Genomic DNA, 22,995 nt, shown 5'->3' with positions numbered 1-22,995 from the left:
ACATGAAAAAGATAAAAACAATAAAAATTGCAGGGATATTGATGCTGGCTTTATTGCTCAGTACGCGTATATGGGCGCAGGGTAACACGTCTGAACAGTTGGTCGTTCCGTTAAGCGATCCGGGTAAACCCTATAAATTGTACGCGCACCTCATTAACGGATCAATTACATTGGTGAGCTACGAAGGGAAGGATGTCATTGTAGATGCACAATCGGGCGAAGAAAAGAGTGGGCGCGTGAAAGAGACTAATGGTATGAGACGTTTAGCCCCGGCTAATAACCTGGATATAACAGCCGAAGAGAATAATAATCAGGTTAATATTCATAGCAGCGCCGGTAATAAGAATATCAATCTCACTATCAAAGTGCCACAAAGCGCGGTTTCATTAAAGCTTTCAACCGTAAACAATGGGAATATCAATGCCAGTAATGTGAACGGTGAACTGGAGATCACCAATGTGAATGGTTCTATAAAACTAACTAATGTTTCAGGCTCTGTAGTGGCAAACACTGTTAATGGAGAGGTGAAAGTATCATTTAAAACCATCGACATTAAGGCTGCCATGGCATTTTCAACGCTCAATGGAAATGTTGATGTAACTTTTCCGGCTACGCTAAAAGCCAATGTAAAGCTAAAATCAGATCGTGGTGATATTTATACCGATTTTGATGTAGTTACTACCCAGCAAAAGCCAGCCGTTAGTCGCAGCAATAAAGCTGGTATGTATAACTTAAAAATTGACGACTGGGTATACGGTAAAATTGATGGTGGTGGTCCCGAAATACTCATGAAAAACATGAACGGCAATATTTATATCCGTAAGGCAAAATAATAGCCATAGTTAATGGATTAATTTGATCATTTTAAAAGGTATCACCTGCATATCTGCACATTTGAAATCTGCAAATCTTATAAAGTCATGTTAAAAAATTATATTAAAACAGCCTGGAGAAACCTCCTGAAGAATAAGTTCTATTCTATAATTAACATAACAGGTTTAACTGTAGGGTTGGCCATAGGGATATTGATATTGCTATGGGTACAGGATGAGTTTAGTTTTGACACTTTTCATAAACAGGCTCCCAACATTTACAGGCTTGAACTTTTTGGCGGCACAGGTACCAGCAGGCAAATTTATTCCATTGGAGTGGCACCTATAGGCCCGATGGCCAAGCAGGAACTGCCTGAGGTAACAGATGCAGTACGTATAACGGGTAATTATAATTATTCGCTGTATAAATACCAGGATAAAGTATTTGGCGATGAAAACGTAATTTTTGCTGATCCCTCGTTTTTTTCAGTGTTTGATTTTCCTTTGATAAAAGGGAATACGGTAAAACCCTTTACTGACGACAATTCAGTTATCATCACTCAAAAAACTGCAGAGAAATTCTTCGGCGATCAGGACCCAATTGGTAAGGTGATCCGTGCAGATAATAAGACTGATTTTATTGTTAGTGGTGTAATAACCGATTTTCCTAAAAACTCCAGCATGAATTATGATATGATCATGCCCATGAGTTTTCATATTAAAGCCATGCTGGCCGATAATACGGATATTAACAACAATTTTAGTTTTTTTAACTATGAAACTTATGTACTGCTTAAACCGGGCAGTTCATTAAAAAAACTTACTACTCAAATAAGGCAGATCCACCTTAACCATAAGCCGGATGATACCGATGCGGAATACCTGTTATTACCACTATCAAAAATGCATTTATACAACGCTGATCTTACCGATAAAGGGATCTCAACCGTCAGGATATTTATCATTATTGCCCTGTTGATATTGGTAATAGCCTGCATCAATTATGTAAACCTGTCAACTGCCCGTTCCATGCTGCGGTCAAAAGAGATCAGTATGCGCAAAATAATTGGCGCAGGAAAAATGCAATTGTTCATGCAATTTATTGTTGAAACGGCTTTACTCTTTTTATTGGCCGCTGTTTTGGCACTGGGCCTGATATTTACATTAATGCCTGCATTTAACCAGTTAACAGGTAAACAAATGGTGTTTAACCTGGCTAATTACCATGTCTGGTTCATCCTGCTTTCGGCCGTAGCGGGTACACTGATCGCTTCAAGTATCTATCCTGCTTTGTTGTTGTCGTCGTTTGAGCCATTGAAAGCATTAAAGGGTAAGATAACAGCAGGGGTAGGTGATGTAATGTTCCGGAAGGTATTGGTAGTTACACAATTTGTATTTTCGGTAATACTCATAATCGGCACCATAGTTATTACCAGTCAGCTTAATTACATTCGTAAAAAGAATCTGGGCTATGATAAAACAAATGTATTAACCTTTTGGATGCGTGACATAGGCGATCATTATGACGCGGTAAAGGCCGAATTAATGAAACAACCAGGTGTGTTAAATGTAACCCGATCCAATCAAAACATAGTTAGGTTTGGCGGTTTTACCGGAAATGTTAACTGGGACGGCAAGGATATTAAGCAAAACCTCATTGTACATCCCATAGTGATAGATAAAGACCTGATCTCATTTTTTAAAATGAAATTAGTACAGGGCGCACCTTTTACAGGTGCGATAATAGATACCGCACATTTTATTTTAAACGAAACCGCCATTAAGGAGGCCGGTATTAAAAATCCTATAGGCAAGCGGTTCAAAATGAATAATATCAATGGGACTATCATTGGTGTGATAAAGGATTTTCACTACGCATCCATGAAAGAAAAAATAGCACCGGCAGTGTTTTGGTATTCCCCCAAAAACTTTAGTACCATATATATTAAAACTACGGGCAAAGACGCACAGAAGGCCATAAGAGCGGCTGAAACTCAGTTTAAACAATACAATGGCGAATATCCGTTTGTATATAATTTTCTGGACAACATATTTAATAAAATGTATCAAACTGAGCAACGCGAAGGAACTCTGTTTAGCTATTTTGCAACCATTGCTATCCTGATATCATGTTTAGGTTTATTAGGATTAGCAGCCTACACCGCACAGGTTCGTACCCGCGAAATCGGTGTTCGTAAAGTATTAGGCGCAAGTGTAAACGGCATTATCACGCTTTTGGCTAAGGATTTTATAAAATTGGTACTTATAGCTATTATAATTGCCATGCCCGTTGCCTGGTATATGATGCATAAATGGCTGCAGGATTTTGCTTACAGAACAACTATTGGCTGGCAGGTTTTCTTGTTTGCAGGCACCATCGCTATACTCATTGCTTTTTTAACCATAAGCTTTCAGGCAGTAAAAGCAGCGGTGGCCAATCCAGTTAAAAGCTTAAGAAGCGAATAACTCAAAACTAAAAGCTCAAACTCCCGAACAGGCCGTTTTTATAATCAGAAATGGCCTGTTCATTTTCTTCGGGCGAGTTCATTACAAAATTGTCTTTGGCAGCAACAGATTCTTCAATAGGCTCGGCCGACAGGAACAGTACCTGCGCATCAGTAGTAGCGGTTATTGCAATGTCTTCATTTTCCTTACTGAACACGATCAGGTGATGAGGGGATATGGTCTCATCGTTCACTACCACATCGCCATGTATAATATATAATAAGGTCCAGTAACCCGGTTTGGCTGTAAAATTTGCTGTTTTTCCCGCAGCTATTTCACCCACTATGGATATTACAGGGGTAAAGTTTTTTATAGGTCCCGTTTTTCCTTCATAATCGCCGCTGGCTAACCTAAAATTCAGGCCATCGCCTGGTAGTACCGATGGTAATTGATCTTTGGTGGCTGCCTGGTAAAAAGGTTCATCCCATTTATTGGCTTTAGGGGCGTTTATCCAAAGCTGTATAAGTTCCTGTGTACCGCCGTGTTTTAACAATTCATCTGTTGGGCCCTCACTATGCAAAATACCCCGGCCGGCAAACATCCATTGTACGCCACCAGCCTTAACAATCTCGTCATTACCCGCATTATCCCGGTGATAACCTTCGCCCTGCAGCATGAAAGTATAAGGACTAAAACCGCGATGCGGATGTGGGTTTATCCTGGATGATTGCCCCGGGTGGATAATTACCGGCCCCATATGATGTAAAACGATGAACGGATTTGCAAACCGAAAATTTTGATGTGGCAGCGGCTGCCTTACAACATCTTCGTCGGTTATTCTTTTTTCGCGACCTTCCAGTATATGATCGATGGTCTTTTTCATGGCAGATATCAGGCATAAAAATTAATCTAATATATTTATTATTAGTAGAACTGAAATAGTGCCAATGTCATAAAGCAGTAAAGGCAGCTCATGAAAATGAGCTGGCTTTACTATATAGGAAAATATTTCCCTCAAAAGTTGAAACCAATGCGTGCAAAAAAGCGGCGGCCATTTTGGCCCATTTGTACGGCATCAAACGGTCCTGAAGGTTCATTATTAAAGGCCCAGCTTTTTGCTCCTTTTACATAGGCCAGGTCAGGGTGCACGTTAAATACATTATCCGTACCTATAGAAATACGTGTTGATTTATTTAGTTTGTATGACAGGTAGATGTCGCTCACAACTTTGCCATTGTAATTATACACATCAGGCAATTGTCCTGAGCCATCATCGGCCGGTACGGTTGGGGTAAGGGTAGATCCATCACCATAACCATCAATTACAACTTTACCAAAGTAAGTAAAGCGTGCACCAACGGTAAAATTTTTGTGCCCGAACTCGGGATTTAAAGAAAGCTTTTGCGGCGGGGCCGATGCCAGGATAAATCTTTTTTCGCGTTCGCTTAAAAAGGTTTCCTGCAAGGCAGGTGTAGTACCTAATATGGGTGGATAATTAACCTTGTCAATTTTCATGTGTTGAAAGTTACCGGTAAACAATAGCCGGAAACGATTTTGACCTATGGTTTTATTATAATCAATAACTACATCCAAACCACGGTTAGTGGTGTTTACCGCGTTGGCAAAAAATTGAGCCGAACTAACATGTAAATTATTTAATGCAGCTATAAATGCCGGATCAAGCGTTTCATCAGATGCACTGAATTGCCCCGAAAGCACTACGCGGTTAGTAACTTTTATCAGGTAGCCATCTGTGGTTATGCTTAAATCAGGTATGGGTTTAAATGTAAATCCTAAACCGGCGTTTTTTGATTTTTCCTGTTTTAAATTCGGTATGCCCGCCGCTTTGGTAATTGGGCTGTAATTAGGTGCTATTTTAACTTCGGATATTACGGTTCCCTGCACATTGGTAAATGTTGAACTATAATTAATTTGTTGTAGCGATGGTGCGCGGAAGCCTGTACCCACAGAACCACGGATATTGAAATTATCGGTTATTTTGTAACGGGTGGCAAACTTAGTACTAAAGTTATAACCAAAATCACTGTAATGCTCCAGTCGGTTTGCAAAATCTATGAGCCATTTTTTGGTAACATCGGCTTCCAGATCAACATATCCTCCCAATACAGAACGGTTGGCGCCAACAGCATCACTGGGCTGGTAACCAGGAAACCCTTGAGCGCCGGCGGCTTTTACACCTGTAGGATCAAAGTTTTTATAAGATCCTTCTTCGCCTGCAAATATTTTATAATGTTCATACCGGTACTCTGCACCAAACCCAAGGTTTAAGCCCTGCATCACTTTTGAATAATGTTTGGTGATATTGAGGTTTGAAGTGCTTTGCAAAAACTCCGATCCGCCATCATCAAAATGTGTTTGTGTAGCACCTAAGGATGCATTGAATGTTTTTTCACCAAAAAAGTGGAATTTATTATTACCTGTATTATTGCTCAGGTCCCAGTCCCAGCCATCGCCAATAGTGCCTTTAAAACCGGCTGCAAGTGCTAAATCGGTATTATGAGTTTGGATGATAGGGTTATAATATGATTCGCCATCGGGCGTATTAAATATAATACCGCTAACCGGAATTATATTACCATCATTAGTTGGGAAACGCTCAGGTCTTGATGAAAAATTGCGGGTGAAAGCGTACGCGTCAGATGCTTTATAGCTGTAACCGCCAAAGCTATAAAAAGTAGTGCGGGTGCCTGCCAAAGGAATCTCATTGTTAAAAAAGATGGTACCGCTCTCTGATGAACCATCACCATTAGCCCGCCTGTATGGATTTAAAGGTAAAGCCTTTGGGTTTGACATGGTGGTATCATGTGTTTGGCGAAATGTTTTGCCGTTTTTTGAATAATCGCCGGTGAAGTTTATAAAACCATCGCCCTTGCCAATGGCTAAACCATAATTGGCATCAATGGTAATACCATTACCATCAATAGCACCACCATGCGGATACTGAGCTGCAATAACACTTTTGCCACTGTTAAAAGCAGGGTCATAATAACCAGAATAGCCCACATTTGCCGTGAACTGGTTTATGTTTTTCTTTAACACCAGGTTAATTACCCCGGCTATAGCGTCTGACCCATATTGGGCCGATGCTCCGTCACGTAATATTTCTACCCTATCGATAGAGGCGGTTGGTATTGAGCTTAGGTCGACGCCGGAGTTACCGCGACCACGGGTGCCAAATACCGAAACAAACGCGGTAGAGTGCCGGCGTTTACCATTAACCAATACCAGTGTTTGATCGGGTCCAAGGCCTCTTAAAGTTCCCAATTCCACGTGATCGGCACCGTCAGATCCTGATTGTTTGTTGTAGTTGAATGATGGGGCCGAGTAGTTTAAAATATCAGTCAGATCCAACCGGCCGGTTGTTGACGCGGCCTTGCTTACATTCACCACATCTACCGGTACCGCGGTTTCTAACTTAACGCGTCCGGCAGACCGTGTACCTATCAGTACCACTTCGTTTAATTGTGATACATCACTAACTAAAGTGACATCAATTTTAGTACGGCCGTTTATGGCAATAGTAAGCGACTTATAACCTGTATAACTGATGGTAATTTCATCAGAAGCAGCTGCAGAAATAGAGAACTGGCCTTTTGCATTGGTACTTGTACCCTGGTTGCTGCCTTTCACACGTACCGAAACACCAGCCATGGGGTCTTTATTGGCGGCGTCTGTAACGGTTCCGGTAACGGTTGTTTTTTGCGCATTAGCTATCCCTGTGCCTAACAGAAATAAGGCAATAAAAAGTAATAGATTTTTGATCATAAGAATAGGGGTATGTTAAATAAAAATTAAACTAATATGACCTAATATAACACTTATTGAAGAGTTTTTAAATTATTATATAATAAATTGTGTGTTTTTCAATCTTTTATTCTGTTTTTTGATAAAATGACAAAATGTTTTGATGCGATAATTTATAGCTTTATTTCTAAAGAAAATATTTCTTAATTAAATAAGATGATTTGTTAAGGCAGCCGAATTAGAGCCATGAATTGGCTGGCTGCTTATTCGGACTGGTAGCCCTGGGAAATAAGAGGTTATTTAAGCGTTAAACGTACCAGGTACTGCTTATATTCATCCTCCAGTAAAACTTCCATGTTATAACCTGCTGCATCAACAATTGTAGTAAGTGTTTTTTCATCAACATATAACCACGGGAACCAGTCCGTTTTTTGCCGATTATATTGGTACTGGTATTGGATCTCGCCATAATATTGACCGTTATCAGGCAGTTTACCCTCGTATAAATAAGCTATATCTGATGAATCGAATAGTATTTGCCCGCCCTGGTTAAGCAGTTGTTTGGTATGCTGCAAAAACACTTTCAGATTAAGTAAGGTGCCGGTTAAACCAATCCCGTTCATGAGCATTAACAGGGTATCGTATTTTTTCTGCTGATATTCAAATATATCCGCAGTTATCACTTTATTAACCCCACGGGCTTTCATCACATCAGCAGCCAGGGCAGATATTTCCAGCGCGGTAACATCAAAGCCGCGTTCCTGTAACAACAGGGCATGACCACCGGCACCGGCGCCAATGTCCAGTACTTCGCCTCGGCACTCATTTAAGGCCAGCCATTCTATATCAGGCATATCATCTTCCTCGCGAAAATAGATGTCAATAGGCATTTCTTCTTTTGGGCCGTACTGATTATTGATCCACAACTTATGCTTTGGGTTTTTATAATAATGATCATGTATGGCCTGGCCTAATATATCTTTCATGCTGGGCCCAAAAGTATGAATTGATGGCTTAATTTAATTAATATGCGTACAATAAATACCTTTGGACATTGCACCTTAAATTATGCTGGCACATTACGGTTTACTGATCCTTATTTTAATTTCAGGTATTGCGTACAGTATATCTGCCAAAAAATTGACCGTTATAGCTGCAATAACCGGTGCTGCTGTGGCTTGTTTTGTTTTTGCGGGAGCTGGTTATACCGGTATATCCGTGATGACCACTTTTTTTATTTTAGGTTCGGCAGCCACATCGTGGCAGCGCCATAAAAAGCAAAGTTTTACGAACAAAGAAGAACATAAAAGCGGACGCACAGCCGGACAGGTTTTGGCTAATGCCGGGGTTGGTGTTATAGCGGGAATATTGGTTTTATTATTCCCTTTATATATAAATTTATGGGTACTCATGATGGCTGCCAGTTTTGCCTCAGCAACGGCCGATACGTTATCCTCAGAATTAGGCACGGTTTACGGTCGGCGGTTTTTTAATATCATCACATGGAAACCGGATAAACGGGGACTTGATGGCGTAGTTAGTTTAGAGGGTACTTTAATAGGCATCGGCGGGAGCATGATCATCGCTATAGTTTATGCCATAGGCTTTGGCTGGAGTACTACCCTGATCAGTATTATTATTGCTGGAACGGTGGGTAATTTAGTTGATTCGGTATTAGGTGCAACGCTGGAAAGGCGTGGTTACATAAGCAACAATGCCGTGAACTTTTTAAACACCCTGATAGCGGCTTTGGTTATGCTGCTGATTTACTTTATTTAATGCCGATATTTGAATTATCATGATTTTAGCCATCATTTTGTTAAGTATAATTGCGGTTTGCGGATTTTATTTTTTGAGCAACAAGCATAAGAAAAAAGTAAATATAAGGGCTTCGGGTACTGTTTATAAATCCCTTTTAACACAGCAAATTCCATTTTATCAAGCCTTGGATAACTCGTCTAAAATTTTGTTCGAACAAAAAATTGCTGATTTTTTATTGGGAATAACTATTGAAGGGGTAGGTACCGTAGTTGAAGATATAGACCGGGTAATGATCGCATCGAGCGCGGTTATTCCCATTTTTGGGTTTAAGGATTGGAAATACAGGAACTTAACCAACGTGATATTGTATCCGGATACTTTTGATAGCGAGTTTCAATTTGAAGGGGAAAATCGAAGCATTTTGGGTATGGTAGGAACGGGTTATATGAATGGGCAAATGATCCTGTCGCGGGCCGCGCTCATCAAAGGATTCTCCCGGTCGGCAGGTAAGGAAAATACTGCTATACATGAATTTGTTCACCTGCTGGATAAGTCGGACGGAGCAACTGATGGCATCCCTGTAAATTTGCTTGCACATAATTATGTTATACCCTGGCTAAAAATGATACACCAGGAGATACATCAAATTGAAGAGGGTAAATCTGATATAAACCCATACGCTATTACCAATGAGGCAGAGTTCTTCGCTGTAGCAGCCGAGTACTTTTTCCAGAAACCCGATGAGCTAAAACACAAACACCCGGAGCTATATGCCATGCTGAGCACTATGTTTATGCAGGATAGAGCAGGGGGAGTATCAAGTAGTTAGTATCAAGTATTTTTTAGGGCAAGCATTCTTTAAAAAAATTAAGTATTTGTTAGTCTTGATACTTGATACTCGCTACTTGATACTATAATTTAATTCGTTAGTCTTGATACTTGATACTCGCTACTTGATACTATAATTTAATTCGTTAGTCTTGATACGTGATACTAACTACTTGATACTTTCTATGAGTTAAATCCAAGATCCAACTGCCCGACATAGGCATAGGTTTTATCGGTATGGCCAATGTGATAAACCGGCGTTTCCTCAAAGCGCGAAGCCACGACAATATTAATGCCGCTATCACAAGCTACAAACAGATCCTCTACCAGTTTTGGGTTATTGTTGTTGTGCGAAAGATGTGACAGCAGCAGGTGGGTCATGTGCGGTGGTTTATGCGTCATGAATAAAGCCAGCGCCTGTTTGTTTGATAAGTGGCCTTTACCGCCACGAATCCGTCTTTTCAGATGATAGGGGTAACCTCCCTTATCCAGCATTTCATCATCATAGTTAGCTTCCAGGAACGCGGCATGGCACTGACTAAAATATCGGATTAGTTGATCACAAACCACGCCTATATCTGTAAATACACCTACATTAACATCGCGGCAGCTCACCATAAAACTATGCGGCTCGGCGGCATCATGAGCTTTGGGGAAGGAGGTAACTTGCAGCTCGCCAATGTTCACGGTTTCGAACTCCCTCAAATGATGAACAAGCTCCATATTCAGGCTGTTGCCTAAATGGAGCAACGTTCCCGGCGTTATATATACCGGTAGTTTAAACTTTTTTGCCAGTACAGGTATACCACGAATATGATCAGAATGCTCGTGCGATACAAATATGGCTTTCACCTTTTGCATGGATAAGCCCAGCCTGGCCATGCGTTTTTCAGTTTCACGGCATGAAATGCCTGCATCAACCAATATAGCCTCCCGCTCGTTCCCTATGTAATAGCAATTGCCATTACTCCCCGAATTTAGTGATGTAATGAATAAAGACATGTAAATACAAAGTAACGGATTTAAGCCAAATTTTACCATTCATTAATATGAAGTGTTTAAAAATAATCGCTAATATTTTGGGGCTATAAAAAGCTGCTTATATTTAGCCATGGATTCACCGCAAACTTTACCCGAACTTGATGCCACTGAACTGCGTGTACTTGGTTCCTTAATGGAAAAGAGTAAAACCACGCCTGATTATTATCCAATGACACTCAACGGTTTAACGGCTGCATGCAATCAAAAAACGTCGCGCAAGCCAGTGGTGAACTATGACGAGGGCACCGTTACCGAAGCATTAAACACATTAAAAAGAAGAGGACTGATCTCGACCGCAACCGGTGGATCTATCCGTAACATAAAATACAAACACAATTTTGCCATTGTTTTCCCGGTGATACCAGCCGAGGTAGCTTTAATTTGCCTGCTGATATTAAGAGGGCCGCAAACTCCAGGAGAGCTGAACACCAACTCGGGCAGGTTGTATGAATTTGAATCGATAGAAGAAGTGCAGGAAATGCTCGAGAAACTGGCTGACCCCGCTATGCCGTATGTGGTTCAATTACCAAAGCGCCCCGGGCAAAAGGAAGTAAGATATGCTCATTTATTAGGTGGTACTCCTGACATAGCTGATGATGACTATACCGAGGAAACCAGCAGCAGATCAGGCAGCGGCTTAGAAGCCCGTGTAGCCAAACTGGAGCAGGACCTCGCCGAAATGAAGGAAGCGTTTGATAAGCTGATGAAGGAATTGATGGGGTAGGGTTGTATATGAATTACGCTCACTGCGGACTGACATCAACATCTAAAGAGTTCTAATTTCTTTAGATGTTGATGAGAAGCAGCCCGGCATTCAGAATGGTGAAGCCATTTAATAATGAGTTACTACCGCACCTTCATATTCATTATACAACTGCGTTATCATGGGCTTAGACTGGTCAACAGCAACACCAGCTTTCCTCAAAATTGGCATTAAGGTTTCGCTAAATTTGTTAAATGCTTCTTCCGATTCCCAAACATCAACCACCAGCCAATTATTGCCTTGTTGTGCACCTACATGGTGGTGAAGTCCCATTGGGTTTGATTGACCTGCTCTTTGCAGTTCTGCCCACACCTGGTCATACATTTTGGCTGTCATGCCAGGAATGTTGAATTGAACGATTACTCTTTCCATGATTAATTCTATTTAATATTTAACTGAATTATTAAAATTCAAAGTAATATGATAGTAGTAACAAGAAGAAAGAACTATTAAGATAACAAAAAAGGTTTTAGATAGGAAGATACGGTTATAATGGGAACGCTGTAAGCATTTGTTTTATTTTAATTTTTCAAAATAAATGCACACGAATTTGTCTCAATCAGGATTTTTCACTTGTTATTTATTTTTCAATGCTGCTCAAGAAGGCTTCGCCGTTTGTAGGATGGAAGGGTTATAGAAAGTTATTTAAATCGCCCTTTCCCTTATCTCCTCAAAGGCCCTTTTCAACATTGCTATCAAAGTATCTGTTTTCATAGGTTTGGCGATGTAATCATTCATGCCTTCTTTAATGCAATGATCGCGGTCATCAGGCCCGGCGTTGGCTGTCATGGCTATGATGTATGGCTGTTTAAAAACATATTTACGGATATACTTGGTGGCTTCAAAACCATCCATTTCGGGCATTTGAACATCCATAAATACTACATCAAAGGGTTTTAAATTCAATTTATCCAGCGCTTCGTTGCCGTTATATACCATTTCAAAATCATAGCCCAGTTTGGTGAGCATTCTGTCAATCAATTTTTGATTGATCTGGTTATCCTCCGCAACTAAAATGCGTAGTGGAAATTGGGACGCGAAGCTTTCATCAAGTAGTTTTTGTGATTTATTTTCGGGCAAGGGTTCTGGTTTGATGTGTTGCAATTCAACCTGTATACTTTTGCCTAACTGACTTTGTTTAACAGGCTTGGTTAATATAGCCGAGAACAATCCCGGATATTTTTTCTTAGAACCATCGCCAATGGAGCTTAGCATAATAACGGGTAAGCCTTTATAATTGCTTTTAATGGCTCTGGCAAGTTCAACACCATCCATATCGGGCATTTCCATATCAGTTATGACCAAATTTAACCCAGAATCGGCCGATAATAATTCAAGTGCTTCCACAGCCGATGAAGCGGTTACGGTTAACAAACCCCATAGTTCAAGCTGGGTTTTTAAGATAAACCGGTTTGTCTGATTGTCATCAACAACCAGTATCTTTTTGCCTTCCAGATCGGTTGGATTAAATATTATAGGTGTATTTTTTGATTGCTTTTTGCTGATAGCCGCCCTGATGGTAAAAACAAAAACAGATCCTTCGTTAAAAACACTTTCCACCCAAATTTCGCCCCCCATTAACTTTACCAGACGCTGACTAATCACCAGGCCTAAACCAGTGCCGCCATATTTACGTGTTGTAGATGAATCAACCTGCGTAAATGCACTGAACAGGTCAGGGACCTTTTCTTCAGGAATACCTATGCCGGTATCCATTACGCTAAAGCCTATTTCAATTTCGCCATTACCGAAGCTCTTAGAAAGAAATACTTTTATAAATACTTCACCTTTTTGGGTGAATTTTAGGGCATTGCCGGTTAAATTTGTTATTACCTGTTTAAGGCGCAAGCTATCGCCAATAATTTGCTGGGGCAATGCCGGATCTATTTGATACACCAGTTCAAGATCTTGCTGGGCGGCTTTTTGCGCAAAAAGGTCCATCACCTCTTCAATACAATGGCGCAGGTCAAAATCTTCCTGCTCTATATCCATTTTTCCGGATTCTATTTTTGAAAAATCAAGGATGTCATTAATTACGTTCACCAGGCTATCGCCACAGGATATAATGGTATCAGTATATTCACGTTGTTCGCTGTTCAGGTCAGTTTCTCCTAAGAGCGAGGCCATACCTATCACACCGTTCATTGGCGTCCTTATTTCATGGCTCATAGTGGCCAGGAATATACTCTTGGCCTGGTTAGCTTTGTCGGCTTCTTCGCGGGCCCGTTCTTCCTGTAAACGCTGCAATTCTAATTCTTCCGATTGCGCCAACAGTTCTTCGTTCAATGCCTGTAACTCTTCTGATTGTGCCTGTAGTTCAGAATTTAAGTCCTGCAGATCCGCGGCTTGTTTTTTTAACTCTTCTGATTGTTGTAAAACTTCCGCTGTACGTTCTGATACCTGCTGCTTTAATAAAGCTTTTTGTTTAATGATGGTATTTACCTTTAAACGATATAAAACATAAATAACACCACATATAAATAAGATGGTAAGGGTAATAAACCACCAGGTTAGCCAAAACGGAGGTAAAATAGTTAGCTCCAAACTTAACTGACGGGTTGACCACTTACCATTGCTGCTTTGACTTTTTACCTTAAATATGTAGTAGCCGGGTGCTAAATTGGTATAGGTTGCCGTGTTTTTGCGACCTACAACGTTCCAGTTTTTATCAAAACCTACTAATTGGTAAGCATAAACAGTTCTGTTTGTTAAAGCATAATCTAACGAAACAAATTCAAACGAAATTACCGATTCCTTATTTGTTAAGGTGATAGTTTTGGTTATTGTGACATCCTGTTTCAAGGGTGACGGATCGTTGCTGCTTTTAGCAACCGGTACAGTTTTGTTGAAAATTTGAAAGTCGATTAAAATAAGCGGCGGATTATAAATAGTTTCGGTTATTTTATTTGGATCAAACACATTAAAGCCATTAACACCTCCAAAGTATAAGGTGCCATCATTGCTTTTTAAAGCAGCGTGCGGTTTAAACTCATCTGCCTGTAAACCATCGTCAACGGTGAAGTTTTTAAAAGTTTTTGTTGAAGGGTTATATTTTGATATGCCATTGTTGGTGCTTATCCATAAGTTTCCCTTGTTATCCTCTTTAACGGCATATGTATAGTTGTTGGGTAAACCATCTTTTATTTTAAAACTATTAAATCTGCCCGTTTTAGGGTCAAAACGGTTTAAGCCATCAAAAGTACATATCCATATATTACCTGCATGATCTTCAAGCAAATCGAGCGCTGTATTATTACTGATGCTGTTTTTTGATATGTCATATTTATAGCTGGTGAAAGTATTGGTTTTAGCGTCAAAAAGATTAAGCCCCCCATCATTAGTACCCACCCAAAGGTTACCCTTCGAATCTGTTAGCAATGAATTGATATTATCACTGCTCAGGCTTTTGGCGTCATTATCATTATGCCTGTAATGGATAAACTTATTGGTTTTGGGGTTATATAGTTCAAGGCCCTGGCCAAGTGTACCAATCCATACCTTATGATCTGGTGTGGTGGTTATGGCATATATATTATTGCCACTTAAGCTCGCAGTATCATCGGGGTTATGTACGTACGATTTAAATTTGCGGGTTTTGGTATCCATAACACTTAAGCCATTGCCCCAGGTACCTATCCATAAATTATCTTTGTCGTCTTCTTTTATCGCTAAAATATAATTGCCAGCAATACTGCTTTTATCATTGCTGTTATGTTTATATACAGTAAAACCGCCTTTTTCGGGGTCAAAAAGATTTAAACCGCCACCGTCAGTACCTATCCATATATTTTCTTTTTTATCCTGATAAATGCTTAATACAAAATTATTGGACAGGCTATTGGGTTGAGAAGTATGTTTATAATGAATAAAGTTTTCCTTTATTTTTTTATACAAACTAACGCCCGATGCAAATGCACCAATCCACATATTACCTACATTATCCTTTAATATAACATCAACAGAGTTACTTGGTATACTACTGTTATCAACATCGTCCTGGTAATGGTTATTAAATTTTCCAGTTCTGTAATTAAATATGCTTAAGCCGCCGTTTTCTGTACCAACCCATAAATTTTGATAGCTGTCCTCTACGATGCATTGTATACTGTTGTTTGAAAGCGAATTGATGTTTTTTGGGTCGTTCTTAAAATGCTTAAAAGTGCCGGTATTACTATTATATAAATTTATGCCACCTTCCGTAACGCCTATCCACAAATGGTGATTGCTATCCTCAAAAATGCTGCTTATTGTATTTCCGGCTATTGATCCCTCTACATTTTTATCATGTTTAAAGCTTTTAAAAGTTTGAGTTTTGGAATTGAACTGGTTTAAACCACCATGTGTAGTGCCAACCCATAAATTGTTATGGCTGTCAACATAAACAGTTCTTATGTTATTATCGCTCAGGCTTTGTGGGTTACCACTATTATATTTATAGTGTACAAATTTGTTTTGCCCTATCAGGTATTCATCAAGCCCGTCTTTTTGATTGCCTATCCACAAATTTCCAGCTTTATCAAAAGCAAGCTTTATAATATAGTTACTCGCAGGGGTGTTTATTGCTTTATCCTTATGCAGATAACGGTAAAAACGATTTTTTTTGCGGTCGTACCTGTTTAATCCACCACCAAGGGTAGCTATCCACAGGTCGCCATTTTTATCTTCGGTAATATGGTTGATATAATTATTACCTATGCTTGTGCTATCAGAAATATCGTTTCTGAAAACCTTAAATTTATTACCATCAAAACGATTTAAACCATCTCTGGTACCTACCCATATAAAGCCCCTGCTGTCCTGAAAAATGGTATTTACGTTCAGCTCAGATAAGTTTGCCCTGCTGCCAATTCGCTGAAAATGAATAGGTTGATCTTGTGAAAATACATATAATGATATAGCTTGAAAAAGTAAAATAAGAAAAAACTTAAAGCCAGTCATTATATCAAATAAATTACATGGTTGTTTGTAGCAATAATGTATATGAAGTGGTATCTAATTTAGCAAATTACTTTGAACATACCATATACTTATGTATGGTATTTAAACGGATTAATGACAAGTTTAGTTATGCCTAAGTTAAAGGAACTTAACTTAGTGTAAAATATGTCGTGAAAAGCAAAATGTATTATACCTTGTTTTTGGGTGATTATGTATTAAACAAGTCTTACTTTTGCGTATGCAACAGCAAAGTAAGGACCCGCTTCATGGTAAAACATTAGAGATGATTTTGAACGAGCTTGTAGAACGCTTCGGCTGGGGCGAACTTGGCGCACGCATCCGCATTAATTGTTTTAATGATAACCCAACCGTATCATCAAGCCTTAAATTTTTACGTAAAACACCCTGGGCCCGCAAAAAGGTGGAGGACCTGTATATAGATCACTGTACCAGGTAATTAGTGTTTGCGTTTGTTGTTCATCTTGGCTTTTTGGCCCGAACTGTAATTGTAAGTTTTTGAGTTGGCCGCCTTTTTCTCATGGAAAGCCGCGCCCACAATAGGAGCATCGGGATTTGGTTTGGCAGGTTTTTCTTCCTCTTTTTTGGTTTTTATCTCTTTTTCAATAACAAGTTCATCGGGCAGGGCAGCCAGAGGTATTTTTTTACCGCTAACCTGTTCAATCTTTTTAACCTGGCTTAGTTCAAGATCGGTAGCAAAGGTGATGGCCAATGTTTCATCGTCATTATCGGGCTGATTATTTGCAATACGCTCAATAAAAGTTTCTTTTTCCAGGGGCAGGTCAAAATGGATGAGGAAGGGGATGCCACTTAAATCAATGGTTTCGTTATTTTCATTGGCTACTATTAAAACCCTTGAATGGTCTGCTGCTTTAAAATCTTCCACATTTTTAAAACCGTTGGTGTCAAAAAACTGGGGATTTAAAAATGCTACGGCATCGCGCAGGCGGCTGTGCAGGCTCTTGTATAATTTATCGGCTGTAACACGGGTATTTACAAAAACAACAGTTTTGGTAAACAGCTCATCGTCATACATGAATAAATTAAGCAGATTTAGCTTGGTGCCGAAGTTAGGAACGTTGTATAATAATTGCGGATGTGTTTGTATGGGTGTTCCTTCCAATGCTTCAACCTCAACAATAGCGGGTTGATTCATAAAAGGGGCCAACATTTTTTCTAACCGGCTATGCATTACTTCGGTAAATACAAGATGCTGGCATTTGCCTATACTGTTAGCGAGTTCAACAACAGGTAGTTGCAGTCCCTTTTTTATCATCATATCGGCATCATCAACCACAAACATATCAACCTTATTAAGGTTAAGACCAAGTTTCAGGTAAATTGCCCTGGCCCTGTCAGGAGTGGCTACTACAATATCGGCGCCATCTGCAAGCGCATCCATCTGGGCTTCAATACCCGGAGCTACGTATAAGCCAACTATCGAGATAGATTTGTTTTTATTCAGGAGCTCAAACTGCTCAAGTACAGCCATTACCTGTTCCTTTTCGGGTACCAGGATCAATACACGCGGAACGCCTTCGGGAGCATAGTTAAAGCGATTTAAAACTCCTAAAACATAGGAGGTTGTTTTGCCACTGCCTTCATGGCCTATGGCTATAATATCCTGGCCGCCAACTATTCTTGTAAGGGTTTTTAGCTGCAGTTCTTTGGGGGTTGTAAAACCAGCTTCATTTACCGATCTAACCAGTTGCTTATTCAGCTTCAATTTTTCTAACCACACCATCAGGACTTTATATTAAATTATTTAAGAGGGCGAATTTACCAATTTCAGCGCTCATATTCATAAAGATTAAATATATAGCTGTTTATAGCGCCTGCCAGGTTGTATCATTATCACTTTGAAGCGTGCCAGAAAAGGTAGTTCGTGGTGCCAGGTCAAGGTAAGGGTAGGTAACTTTTGTAAGGTATAATCCCTGCGGATGGGCCGGTATAATGATCCTGGGTGTTTGTTTACTGGCCAAATGATGCTCAAATTCATCAACACTCATTACCCCGCGGCCAATATCCAGCAGTCTGCCAATTATTATCCTGATCATCCTGCTTAAAAACCGGTTGGCCGATATATGGAACCTGAGCCTGTCGCCACTTTTATCAACAAATAAACCAGCCGATGTTACGTAGCAAATGGTATGATCAATCCTGTTGGGCATTTTACAGAACGCGCGATAATCATTATATAACGGCAACACCGCTACAGCCTTTTTCATGGCCGCAACATCCAAATTCGTTTCAGGATAAAGCGAACTGAAACCACTCAAAAACGGGTCTTTATAGGTATGTATAAAGTAATCATAAGCACGCTGCACGGCATCAAACCGGGCATGGGGCAGGCCCTGCATGGGGATGATATCAAACACAGCAATATCATCGGGCAGTATTTTATTGAGCCTGAAAAACAGGTCGAAATCCCATTCGCGTTCCACATCTATATGAAAAAAGAACTGACTGGCGTGTACATGGGCATCGGTACGGCCGCAGCCAACAACGGTAATGGTTTTTTTTAAGAGTTGGCTAAGGGCGGTTTCTAAAACTTCCTGAACGCTTATAACTCCGGCGTGTTTTTGCCAGCCGCTGTACCGTGTACCATGATAACCTATATGGAAAAAATAACGCATAAATATATGGCTCAAAATTCCATAAAAAATCCGGTAAAACGGGTATAATGCAAAAGCCCCCTGCATATTAGCAAGGGGCTTTTATATATAAGCTGGTTATATGCTAATAATTAAACCTTTTTAGGGGGCAGGTCAAAAGCAATAGCGTTATGCTCAAAATGTCCTTTGTGCGAACCATCGCAAAATGGTTTATTGGCCGACATGCCACAACGGCAAATTGAAACAACTGTTCTGCCTTGTAAACCGTATTGATTGCCCTGCATATCTACAATTTCAAAGTCGCCTTCAATTTTTACAGAGCCATTGTTATTGATAGTAAGTTTAGTTTTCTCCATTTGATAAATTTTTGCGCAAAGTTAACCAACGCCAACACCTTTAAAGGAGCTATTTGCAATTTAGACCTGTTCCTGATTAGCTGGTATCTTAACCTTTTATCAAGCTTAAATACTCAATTAAAAGATTGACTAAAGGCAACAAGCACCTGTAAAAATACATGCCTGTCGAGTCCGAAAGAGGTGGGCTGTTCGGGTTTTACAGGGGCGCCATTTTTATATCTCAATGGGAATAACGCGATAAAATCACGAATGGTGATCTCATACCGTAGCAAAGGGTCACGCCGGTGAATTTCTTCCAGCCTCATCTCAAAAAGGGATACACGTAACGGGTCTGCTATCATTGCCTCAAAATTAATAATTAATATCACTTTACATGATCGAAATGATTTAGTACAATACCCTAAGCGCACATAAATGACAAATGTATGATGTGCAAAACGTAAAGCTAAAACACATAAGTTTTAGCTTTGTTAAGCATGAACCACCAAGGGCACATGTCAGTTTTTACATCAAAAATACCACAAATGGAATACAGACAATTAGGAGCATCTGGATTAAAAGTACCAGTATTAAGTTTTGGAACGGCCACTTTTGGCGGCGGCAACGAATTCTTTAAAGCCTGGGGAAATACACAGGTAGACGAGGCCAAAAAGCTTATCAATTTATGTTTAGATGCCGGGGTTAATTTTTTCGACACGGCCAATGTTTATTCCCGGGGGTTATCTGAAGAGATATTAGGCAAAGCGCTGGAAGGTTTACGCAACCAGGTACTTATTTCGTCAAAAGCCACCTTTACCATGGGCGATGGCGCTAATGATTATGGATCATCACGTTTCCACCTGATTGAACAATGCGAGGCCAGTCTTCGCCGCTTAAATACCGATCATATTGACGTTTACCACATGCATGGCTTTGACGGTACTACACCGGTTGAGGAAACCCTACGCGCATTGGATGACCTGGTTACCAGCGGAAAGATCCGTTATATCGCCTGCTCCAACTTTTCGGGCTGGCACTTAATGAAATCATTATCCGTATCAGAACGTTATGGCTGGAGCAGGTACGTAGCACAGCAGGCTTATTATTCATTACTGAACCGTGAGTTTGAATGGGAGCTGATGCCTTTGGGAATTGATCAAAAGGTAAGCACCATAGTTTGGAGTCCTTTAGCATCGGGCCAGTTAAGTGGCAAATTCAGAAGGGGTGAACCGATTCCCGAAAATTCAAGAACAGTACAGGGCGGCAGCCACGGCCCGGCTACCAATTTTGATCATCTATACAACATTGTTGATGCATTGGATGAAGTAGCCGAAGAAACCGGCAAATCTATTGCGCAGGTTTCATTAAACTGGTTATTACAAAGGCCAACCGTTGCCAACCTGGTAATAGGTGCCCGTAATGAGGAGCAGTTAAAGCAAAACCTGGCTGCCATTGGCTGGAATTTAACAACAGACCAGGTTAAAAAGCTGGATGCTGCAAGCGAGGTTGACCCCATATATCCATACTGGCACCAGCGTCAAAATATCAAGCTTAATCCGCTGCCGAATTTTTATTAAGAATTTGTATGAACCGGAATTTGTAGGATTTTTTAAAACAGATGTTGCGAATTCGTCGTTACATTTGTAATTCTTAAATTCCGGTTCTGATATTTTAAATTCTTACACCATGGCTACTGATATGCAAGTTTTTATGCAGTTTATGCGCCACACCTTGTTGCCTTTGCCCGGTGTAACCGAAAAAATGTGCTTTGACGATCCTGCTTTTTATGTGAACAAAAAGATATTCACCAATGTTAAGCTAAAAGAGGAGCTCCGGGCAGTACATACCCTTGAACGTGATGAATGGATGGCTGCCGATCCAGTTACGTTTTTTGTTACCGAACATTATTTAAACTATAAATATATGCTGGTGCGCCTCGAAACCGTATCGCCTGATGATCTGAAAAATCTCCTGATCACTGCCTGGCATAACCGGGCTACTAAAAGGCTCATCAGTGAGTATGAGGCGCTCAAATTGCCCCGTAAAATTTAAGTAACAGTTAAATTACAATTGCTTTATAAAAAAATCACCAGTTTTTCTTTAATGCTTTATAAAACTTAACTAATTTGCCATATCTGCTCACAGATATGGCGGGATATAGACCAATTAACCGATTTAGATATGATTAGCCGTAGAAAGTTCATTCAGACAACTTCATTAGCGGGTACTTGTTTCCTGCTGACACCGGAAATATCAAAAGCCGGATTTTTTAAGGGATCACCCGGCAATAAGGTAGTATTGGGTATGATGGGAACCAACAGCCGTGGATTATATCTTGCCCAGAGTTATGCCAAAATCCCTAATGTAGAAATTGGATATATATGTGATGTAGACTCCAAAGTGGTTGAAAAAACCATCAACGAGATATTTAAAATAACAGGTAAAAAACCAAAGGGTATCACCGATATCCGCAAAATGTTGGAGATAAAGGATATTGACGCGGTTGTTATAGCGGCACCAGACCATTGGCACGCGCCCGCTACCATTATGGCCTGCCAGGCTGGTAAGCATGTATATGTTGAAAAACCATGTAGTCATAACCCCCATGAGGGTGAAATGGCTGTTGCCGCATCAAAAAAATATAACCGGTTGGTGCAAATGGGCAGTCAGCGGCGGTCGTTCTCTAATGTGCAAAAGATGGTAAAGGAATTGCATGATGGTGTTATTGGCCGGGCTTACTATGCCAAGGGCTGGTACACTAATCACCGGCAAAGCATTGGTCGCGGAAAGCAAATACCCGTACCCGAAAATTTAAACTATGAGCTATGGCAAGGACCTGCGCCAAGAAAGCCGTACCAGGATAACCTGATACATTACAACTGGCACTGGTTCTGGAACTGGGGAACCGGCGAAGCCCTGAACAACGGAACGCATGAACTTGATGTGATACGCTGGGGTCTGGGTGTTGATTTTCCAAGTAAAGTGGTTTCAACGGGAGGCCGTTTTCATTTTAATGACGACTGGCAAACACCCGATACACAAAATATCCTGTATAATTTCCCGAATAATACAGCCGCCGAGTGGGAGAACCGTAGTTGCAACGGTTTCGAGATTGAAAAATTAGGCAGGGGAGTAATATTTTATGGCGATAAAGGAACCTTATTTTATGACGGTGGTAACGGTTACCAGGTTTATGATGGCGACAACAAACCGGTAAAAGATGTTAAAGACGGTACTAAAGTTGATGCCACCAATAAAGTAAGCCCCACTGAATCACTTGATGGGTTACACTTTAAAAACTTTATTGATGCAATAAGGGGGGATGCAGCTTTGAATTGCCCCATCGAGATCGGGTTTAGATCAACCTTACTACCACAATTGGGCAATATATCCTACAGGGTAGATAGGGTACTGCATATAGATCCTTCAAACGGACATATTTTGAATGATCCCGAAGCCACTAAATTATGGAGCAGGGAATATGAAAAGGGTTGGGAGGTAAATGTATAGCAATAATTATTGTCCCACACGTTATTACGAGGAACCAAGCGATCTCTTTAAGACAAGTTATAAACCTTGCATGAACAACCTGCATATCGGGATTGCTTCGTACCTTACAAAACACATTTTTATTTTAAAACCATTTTTAAACAATATAAAACCAACATTTTAAA

19 protein-coding genes are annotated in these 22,995 nt (G+C 40.2%); 9 read left to right on the top strand and 10 right to left on the bottom strand.

The window, feature by feature from the left end; translation table 11 throughout:
- Positions 1 to 2: 2 nt before the first annotated feature.
- Both M2273_RS27885 and M2273_RS27880 read left to right on the top strand, forming a co-directional pair.
- Positions 3 to 833 carry a DUF4097 family beta strand repeat-containing protein gene (locus tag M2273_RS27885; protein ID WP_429401164.1) on the top strand — a complete coding sequence of 277 codons (831 nt, stop codon included), beginning with the start codon at positions 3 to 5 and terminating at the stop codon, positions 831 to 833.
- Positions 834 to 920: 87 nt separating this feature from the next.
- Entirely contained in the window at positions 921 to 3,278 is a 2,358-nt protein-coding gene (locus tag M2273_RS27880) for an ABC transporter permease (RefSeq protein ID WP_429401162.1), read from the top strand.
- 7 nt (positions 3,279 to 3,285) lie between these two features.
- Here the strand turns inward: M2273_RS27880 and M2273_RS27875 are convergent, their stop codons facing one another.
- From M2273_RS27875 to M2273_RS27865, 3 genes are all read right to left on the bottom strand, one after another.
- Positions 3,286 to 4,140 carry a pirin family protein gene (locus tag M2273_RS27875; RefSeq protein WP_429401160.1) on the bottom strand — a complete coding sequence of 285 codons (855 nt, stop codon included), beginning with the start codon at positions 4,138 to 4,140 and terminating at the stop codon, positions 3,286 to 3,288.
- Positions 4,141 to 4,271: 131 nt separating this feature from the next.
- The gene (locus M2273_RS27870) at positions 4,272 to 7,043 is read right to left on the bottom strand and encodes a TonB-dependent receptor (protein ID WP_429401158.1); all 2,772 of its coding nucleotides are present in this window, start codon (positions 7,041 to 7,043) and stop codon (positions 4,272 to 4,274) included.
- A gap of 275 nt (positions 7,044 to 7,318) precedes the next feature.
- Complete coding sequence (locus M2273_RS27865; RefSeq protein WP_429401156.1) at positions 7,319 to 8,008, bottom strand: class I SAM-dependent methyltransferase; 690 nt, start codon at positions 8,006 to 8,008, stop codon at positions 7,319 to 7,321.
- An 82-nt stretch (positions 8,009 to 8,090) separates the two neighbouring features.
- On the opposite strand from M2273_RS27865, the gene M2273_RS27860 reads away from it, so the two are divergent.
- Positions 8,091 to 8,801: a DUF92 domain-containing protein gene (locus M2273_RS27860; protein WP_429401154.1), complete on the top strand. Its 711-nt coding sequence runs from the start codon at positions 8,091 to 8,093 to the stop codon at positions 8,799 to 8,801.
- A 19-nt stretch (positions 8,802 to 8,820) separates the two neighbouring features.
- Positions 8,821 to 9,612 carry a zinc-dependent peptidase gene (locus M2273_RS27855; RefSeq protein ID WP_429401152.1) on the top strand — a complete coding sequence of 264 codons (792 nt, stop codon included), beginning with the start codon at positions 8,821 to 8,823 and terminating at the stop codon, positions 9,610 to 9,612.
- Positions 9,613 to 9,794: 182 nt separating this feature from the next.
- Here the strand turns inward: M2273_RS27855 and M2273_RS27850 are convergent, their stop codons facing one another.
- Positions 9,795 to 10,613 (bottom strand): MBL fold metallo-hydrolase, encoded by an 819-nt coding sequence (locus M2273_RS27850; RefSeq protein WP_429401150.1) that lies wholly within the window; start codon positions 10,611 to 10,613, stop codon positions 9,795 to 9,797.
- A 109-nt stretch (positions 10,614 to 10,722) separates the two neighbouring features.
- Between M2273_RS27850 and M2273_RS27845 the strand changes: the two genes are divergently transcribed.
- The gene (locus tag M2273_RS27845) at positions 10,723 to 11,376 is read left to right on the top strand and encodes a YceH family protein (protein ID WP_429401148.1); all 654 of its coding nucleotides are present in this window, start codon (positions 10,723 to 10,725) and stop codon (positions 11,374 to 11,376) included.
- A gap of 108 nt (positions 11,377 to 11,484) precedes the next feature.
- Here the strand turns inward: M2273_RS27845 and M2273_RS27840 are convergent, their stop codons facing one another.
- Together M2273_RS27840 and M2273_RS27835 are read right to left on the bottom strand one after the other, a co-directional pair.
- A complete protein-coding gene (locus M2273_RS27840) occupies positions 11,485 to 11,787 on the bottom strand; it encodes a hypothetical protein (protein WP_429401146.1) in 303 nt (100 codons plus the stop codon).
- A gap of 273 nt (positions 11,788 to 12,060) precedes the next feature.
- The gene (locus tag M2273_RS27835; RefSeq protein ID WP_429401145.1) at positions 12,061 to 16,353 is read right to left on the bottom strand and encodes a two-component regulator propeller domain-containing protein; all 4,293 of its coding nucleotides are present in this window, start codon (positions 16,351 to 16,353) and stop codon (positions 12,061 to 12,063) included.
- Positions 16,354 to 16,591: 238 nt separating this feature from the next.
- Here M2273_RS27835 and M2273_RS27830 point away from each other — a divergent pair, with 238 nt between their 5' ends.
- Entirely contained in the window at positions 16,592 to 16,810 is a 219-nt protein-coding gene (locus M2273_RS27830; RefSeq protein WP_429401143.1) for a VF530 family DNA-binding protein, read from the top strand.
- Here the strand turns inward: M2273_RS27830 and M2273_RS27825 are convergent, their stop codons facing one another.
- The 4 genes from M2273_RS27825 to M2273_RS27810 all read right to left on the bottom strand — a co-directional run bounded on the left by M2273_RS27825 (position 16,811) and on the right by M2273_RS27810 (position 19,683).
- Positions 16,811 to 18,115: a DEAD/DEAH box helicase gene (locus M2273_RS27825; RefSeq protein ID WP_429401141.1), complete on the bottom strand. Its 1,305-nt coding sequence runs from the start codon at positions 18,113 to 18,115 to the stop codon at positions 16,811 to 16,813.
- A gap of 82 nt (positions 18,116 to 18,197) precedes the next feature.
- Complete coding sequence (locus M2273_RS27820) at positions 18,198 to 19,007, bottom strand: tRNA pseudouridine synthase A (protein WP_429401139.1); 810 nt, start codon at positions 19,005 to 19,007, stop codon at positions 18,198 to 18,200.
- A gap of 110 nt (positions 19,008 to 19,117) precedes the next feature.
- Positions 19,118 to 19,342, bottom strand: coding sequence for a CDGSH iron-sulfur domain-containing protein (locus tag M2273_RS27815; RefSeq protein WP_429401137.1), 225 nt, complete (start codon positions 19,340 to 19,342; stop codon positions 19,118 to 19,120).
- A gap of 113 nt (positions 19,343 to 19,455) precedes the next feature.
- Positions 19,456 to 19,683: a hypothetical protein gene (locus M2273_RS27810; RefSeq protein WP_429401135.1), complete on the bottom strand. Its 228-nt coding sequence runs from the start codon at positions 19,681 to 19,683 to the stop codon at positions 19,456 to 19,458.
- 183 nt (positions 19,684 to 19,866) lie between these two features.
- On the opposite strand from M2273_RS27810, the gene M2273_RS27805 reads away from it, so the two are divergent.
- The 3 genes from M2273_RS27805 to M2273_RS27795 all read left to right on the top strand — a co-directional run bounded on the left by M2273_RS27805 (position 19,867) and on the right by M2273_RS27795 (position 22,831).
- Positions 19,867 to 20,898, top strand: coding sequence for an aldo/keto reductase (locus tag M2273_RS27805; RefSeq protein WP_429401133.1), 1,032 nt, complete (start codon positions 19,867 to 19,869; stop codon positions 20,896 to 20,898).
- Between the two features lie 109 nt (positions 20,899 to 21,007).
- Entirely contained in the window at positions 21,008 to 21,373 is a 366-nt protein-coding gene (locus M2273_RS27800; RefSeq protein ID WP_429401131.1) for an MmcQ/YjbR family DNA-binding protein, read from the top strand.
- A 129-nt stretch (positions 21,374 to 21,502) separates the two neighbouring features.
- Entirely contained in the window at positions 21,503 to 22,831 is a 1,329-nt protein-coding gene (locus M2273_RS27795) for a Gfo/Idh/MocA family protein (RefSeq protein WP_429401129.1), read from the top strand.
- Positions 22,832 to 22,995 lie beyond the last annotated feature (164 nt).

This window comes from Mucilaginibacter lappiensis (assembly GCF_050433765.1).
Lineage (GTDB): Bacteria > Bacteroidota > Bacteroidia > Sphingobacteriales > Sphingobacteriaceae > Mucilaginibacter > Mucilaginibacter lappiensis_A.
Note: the sequence above shows the minus strand (reverse complement) of the source record. Positions and strands in the feature narration are given on the sequence as shown.

Excerpts from the sequence above, each read along its gene's own strand:
- M2273_RS27805 (WP_429401133.1), top strand. The coding sequence starts at position 19,867 with ATGGAATACAGACAATTAGGAGCATCTGGATTAAAAGTACCAGTATTA.
- M2273_RS27875 (WP_429401160.1), bottom strand. The coding sequence starts at position 4,140 with ATGAAAAAGACCATCGATCATATACTGGAAGGTCGCGAAAAAAGAATA.
- M2273_RS27810 (WP_429401135.1), bottom strand. The coding sequence starts at position 19,683 with ATGATAGCAGACCCGTTACGTGTATCCCTTTTTGAGATGAGGCTGGAA.
- M2273_RS27860 (WP_429401154.1), top strand. The coding sequence starts at position 8,091 with ATGCTGGCACATTACGGTTTACTGATCCTTATTTTAATTTCAGGTATT.
- M2273_RS27815 (WP_429401137.1), bottom strand. The coding sequence starts at position 19,342 with ATGGAGAAAACTAAACTTACTATCAATAACAATGGCTCTGTAAAAATT.
- M2273_RS27850 (WP_429401150.1), bottom strand. The coding sequence starts at position 10,613 with ATGTCTTTATTCATTACATCACTAAATTCGGGGAGTAATGGCAATTGC.
- M2273_RS27795 (WP_429401129.1), top strand. The coding sequence starts at position 21,503 with ATGATTAGCCGTAGAAAGTTCATTCAGACAACTTCATTAGCGGGTACT.
- M2273_RS27820 (WP_429401139.1), bottom strand. The coding sequence starts at position 19,007 with ATGCGTTATTTTTTCCATATAGGTTATCATGGTACACGGTACAGCGGC.
- M2273_RS27880 (WP_429401162.1), top strand. The coding sequence starts at position 921 with ATGTTAAAAAATTATATTAAAACAGCCTGGAGAAACCTCCTGAAGAAT.
- M2273_RS27870 (WP_429401158.1), bottom strand. The coding sequence starts at position 7,043 with ATGATCAAAAATCTATTACTTTTTATTGCCTTATTTCTGTTAGGCACA.
- M2273_RS27830 (WP_429401143.1), top strand. The coding sequence starts at position 16,592 with ATGCAACAGCAAAGTAAGGACCCGCTTCATGGTAAAACATTAGAGATG.
- M2273_RS27855 (WP_429401152.1), top strand. The coding sequence starts at position 8,821 with ATGATTTTAGCCATCATTTTGTTAAGTATAATTGCGGTTTGCGGATTT.
- M2273_RS27800 (WP_429401131.1), top strand. The coding sequence starts at position 21,008 with ATGGCTACTGATATGCAAGTTTTTATGCAGTTTATGCGCCACACCTTG.
- M2273_RS27825 (WP_429401141.1), bottom strand. The coding sequence starts at position 18,115 with ATGGTGTGGTTAGAAAAATTGAAGCTGAATAAGCAACTGGTTAGATCG.
- M2273_RS27840 (WP_429401146.1), bottom strand. The coding sequence starts at position 11,787 with ATGGAAAGAGTAATCGTTCAATTCAACATTCCTGGCATGACAGCCAAA.
- M2273_RS27885 (WP_429401164.1), top strand. The coding sequence starts at position 3 with ATGAAAAAGATAAAAACAATAAAAATTGCAGGGATATTGATGCTGGCT.
- M2273_RS27865 (WP_429401156.1), bottom strand. The coding sequence starts at position 8,008 with ATGAAAGATATATTAGGCCAGGCCATACATGATCATTATTATAAAAAC.
- M2273_RS27835 (WP_429401145.1), bottom strand. The coding sequence starts at position 16,353 with ATGACTGGCTTTAAGTTTTTTCTTATTTTACTTTTTCAAGCTATATCA.
- M2273_RS27845 (WP_429401148.1), top strand. The coding sequence starts at position 10,723 with ATGGATTCACCGCAAACTTTACCCGAACTTGATGCCACTGAACTGCGT.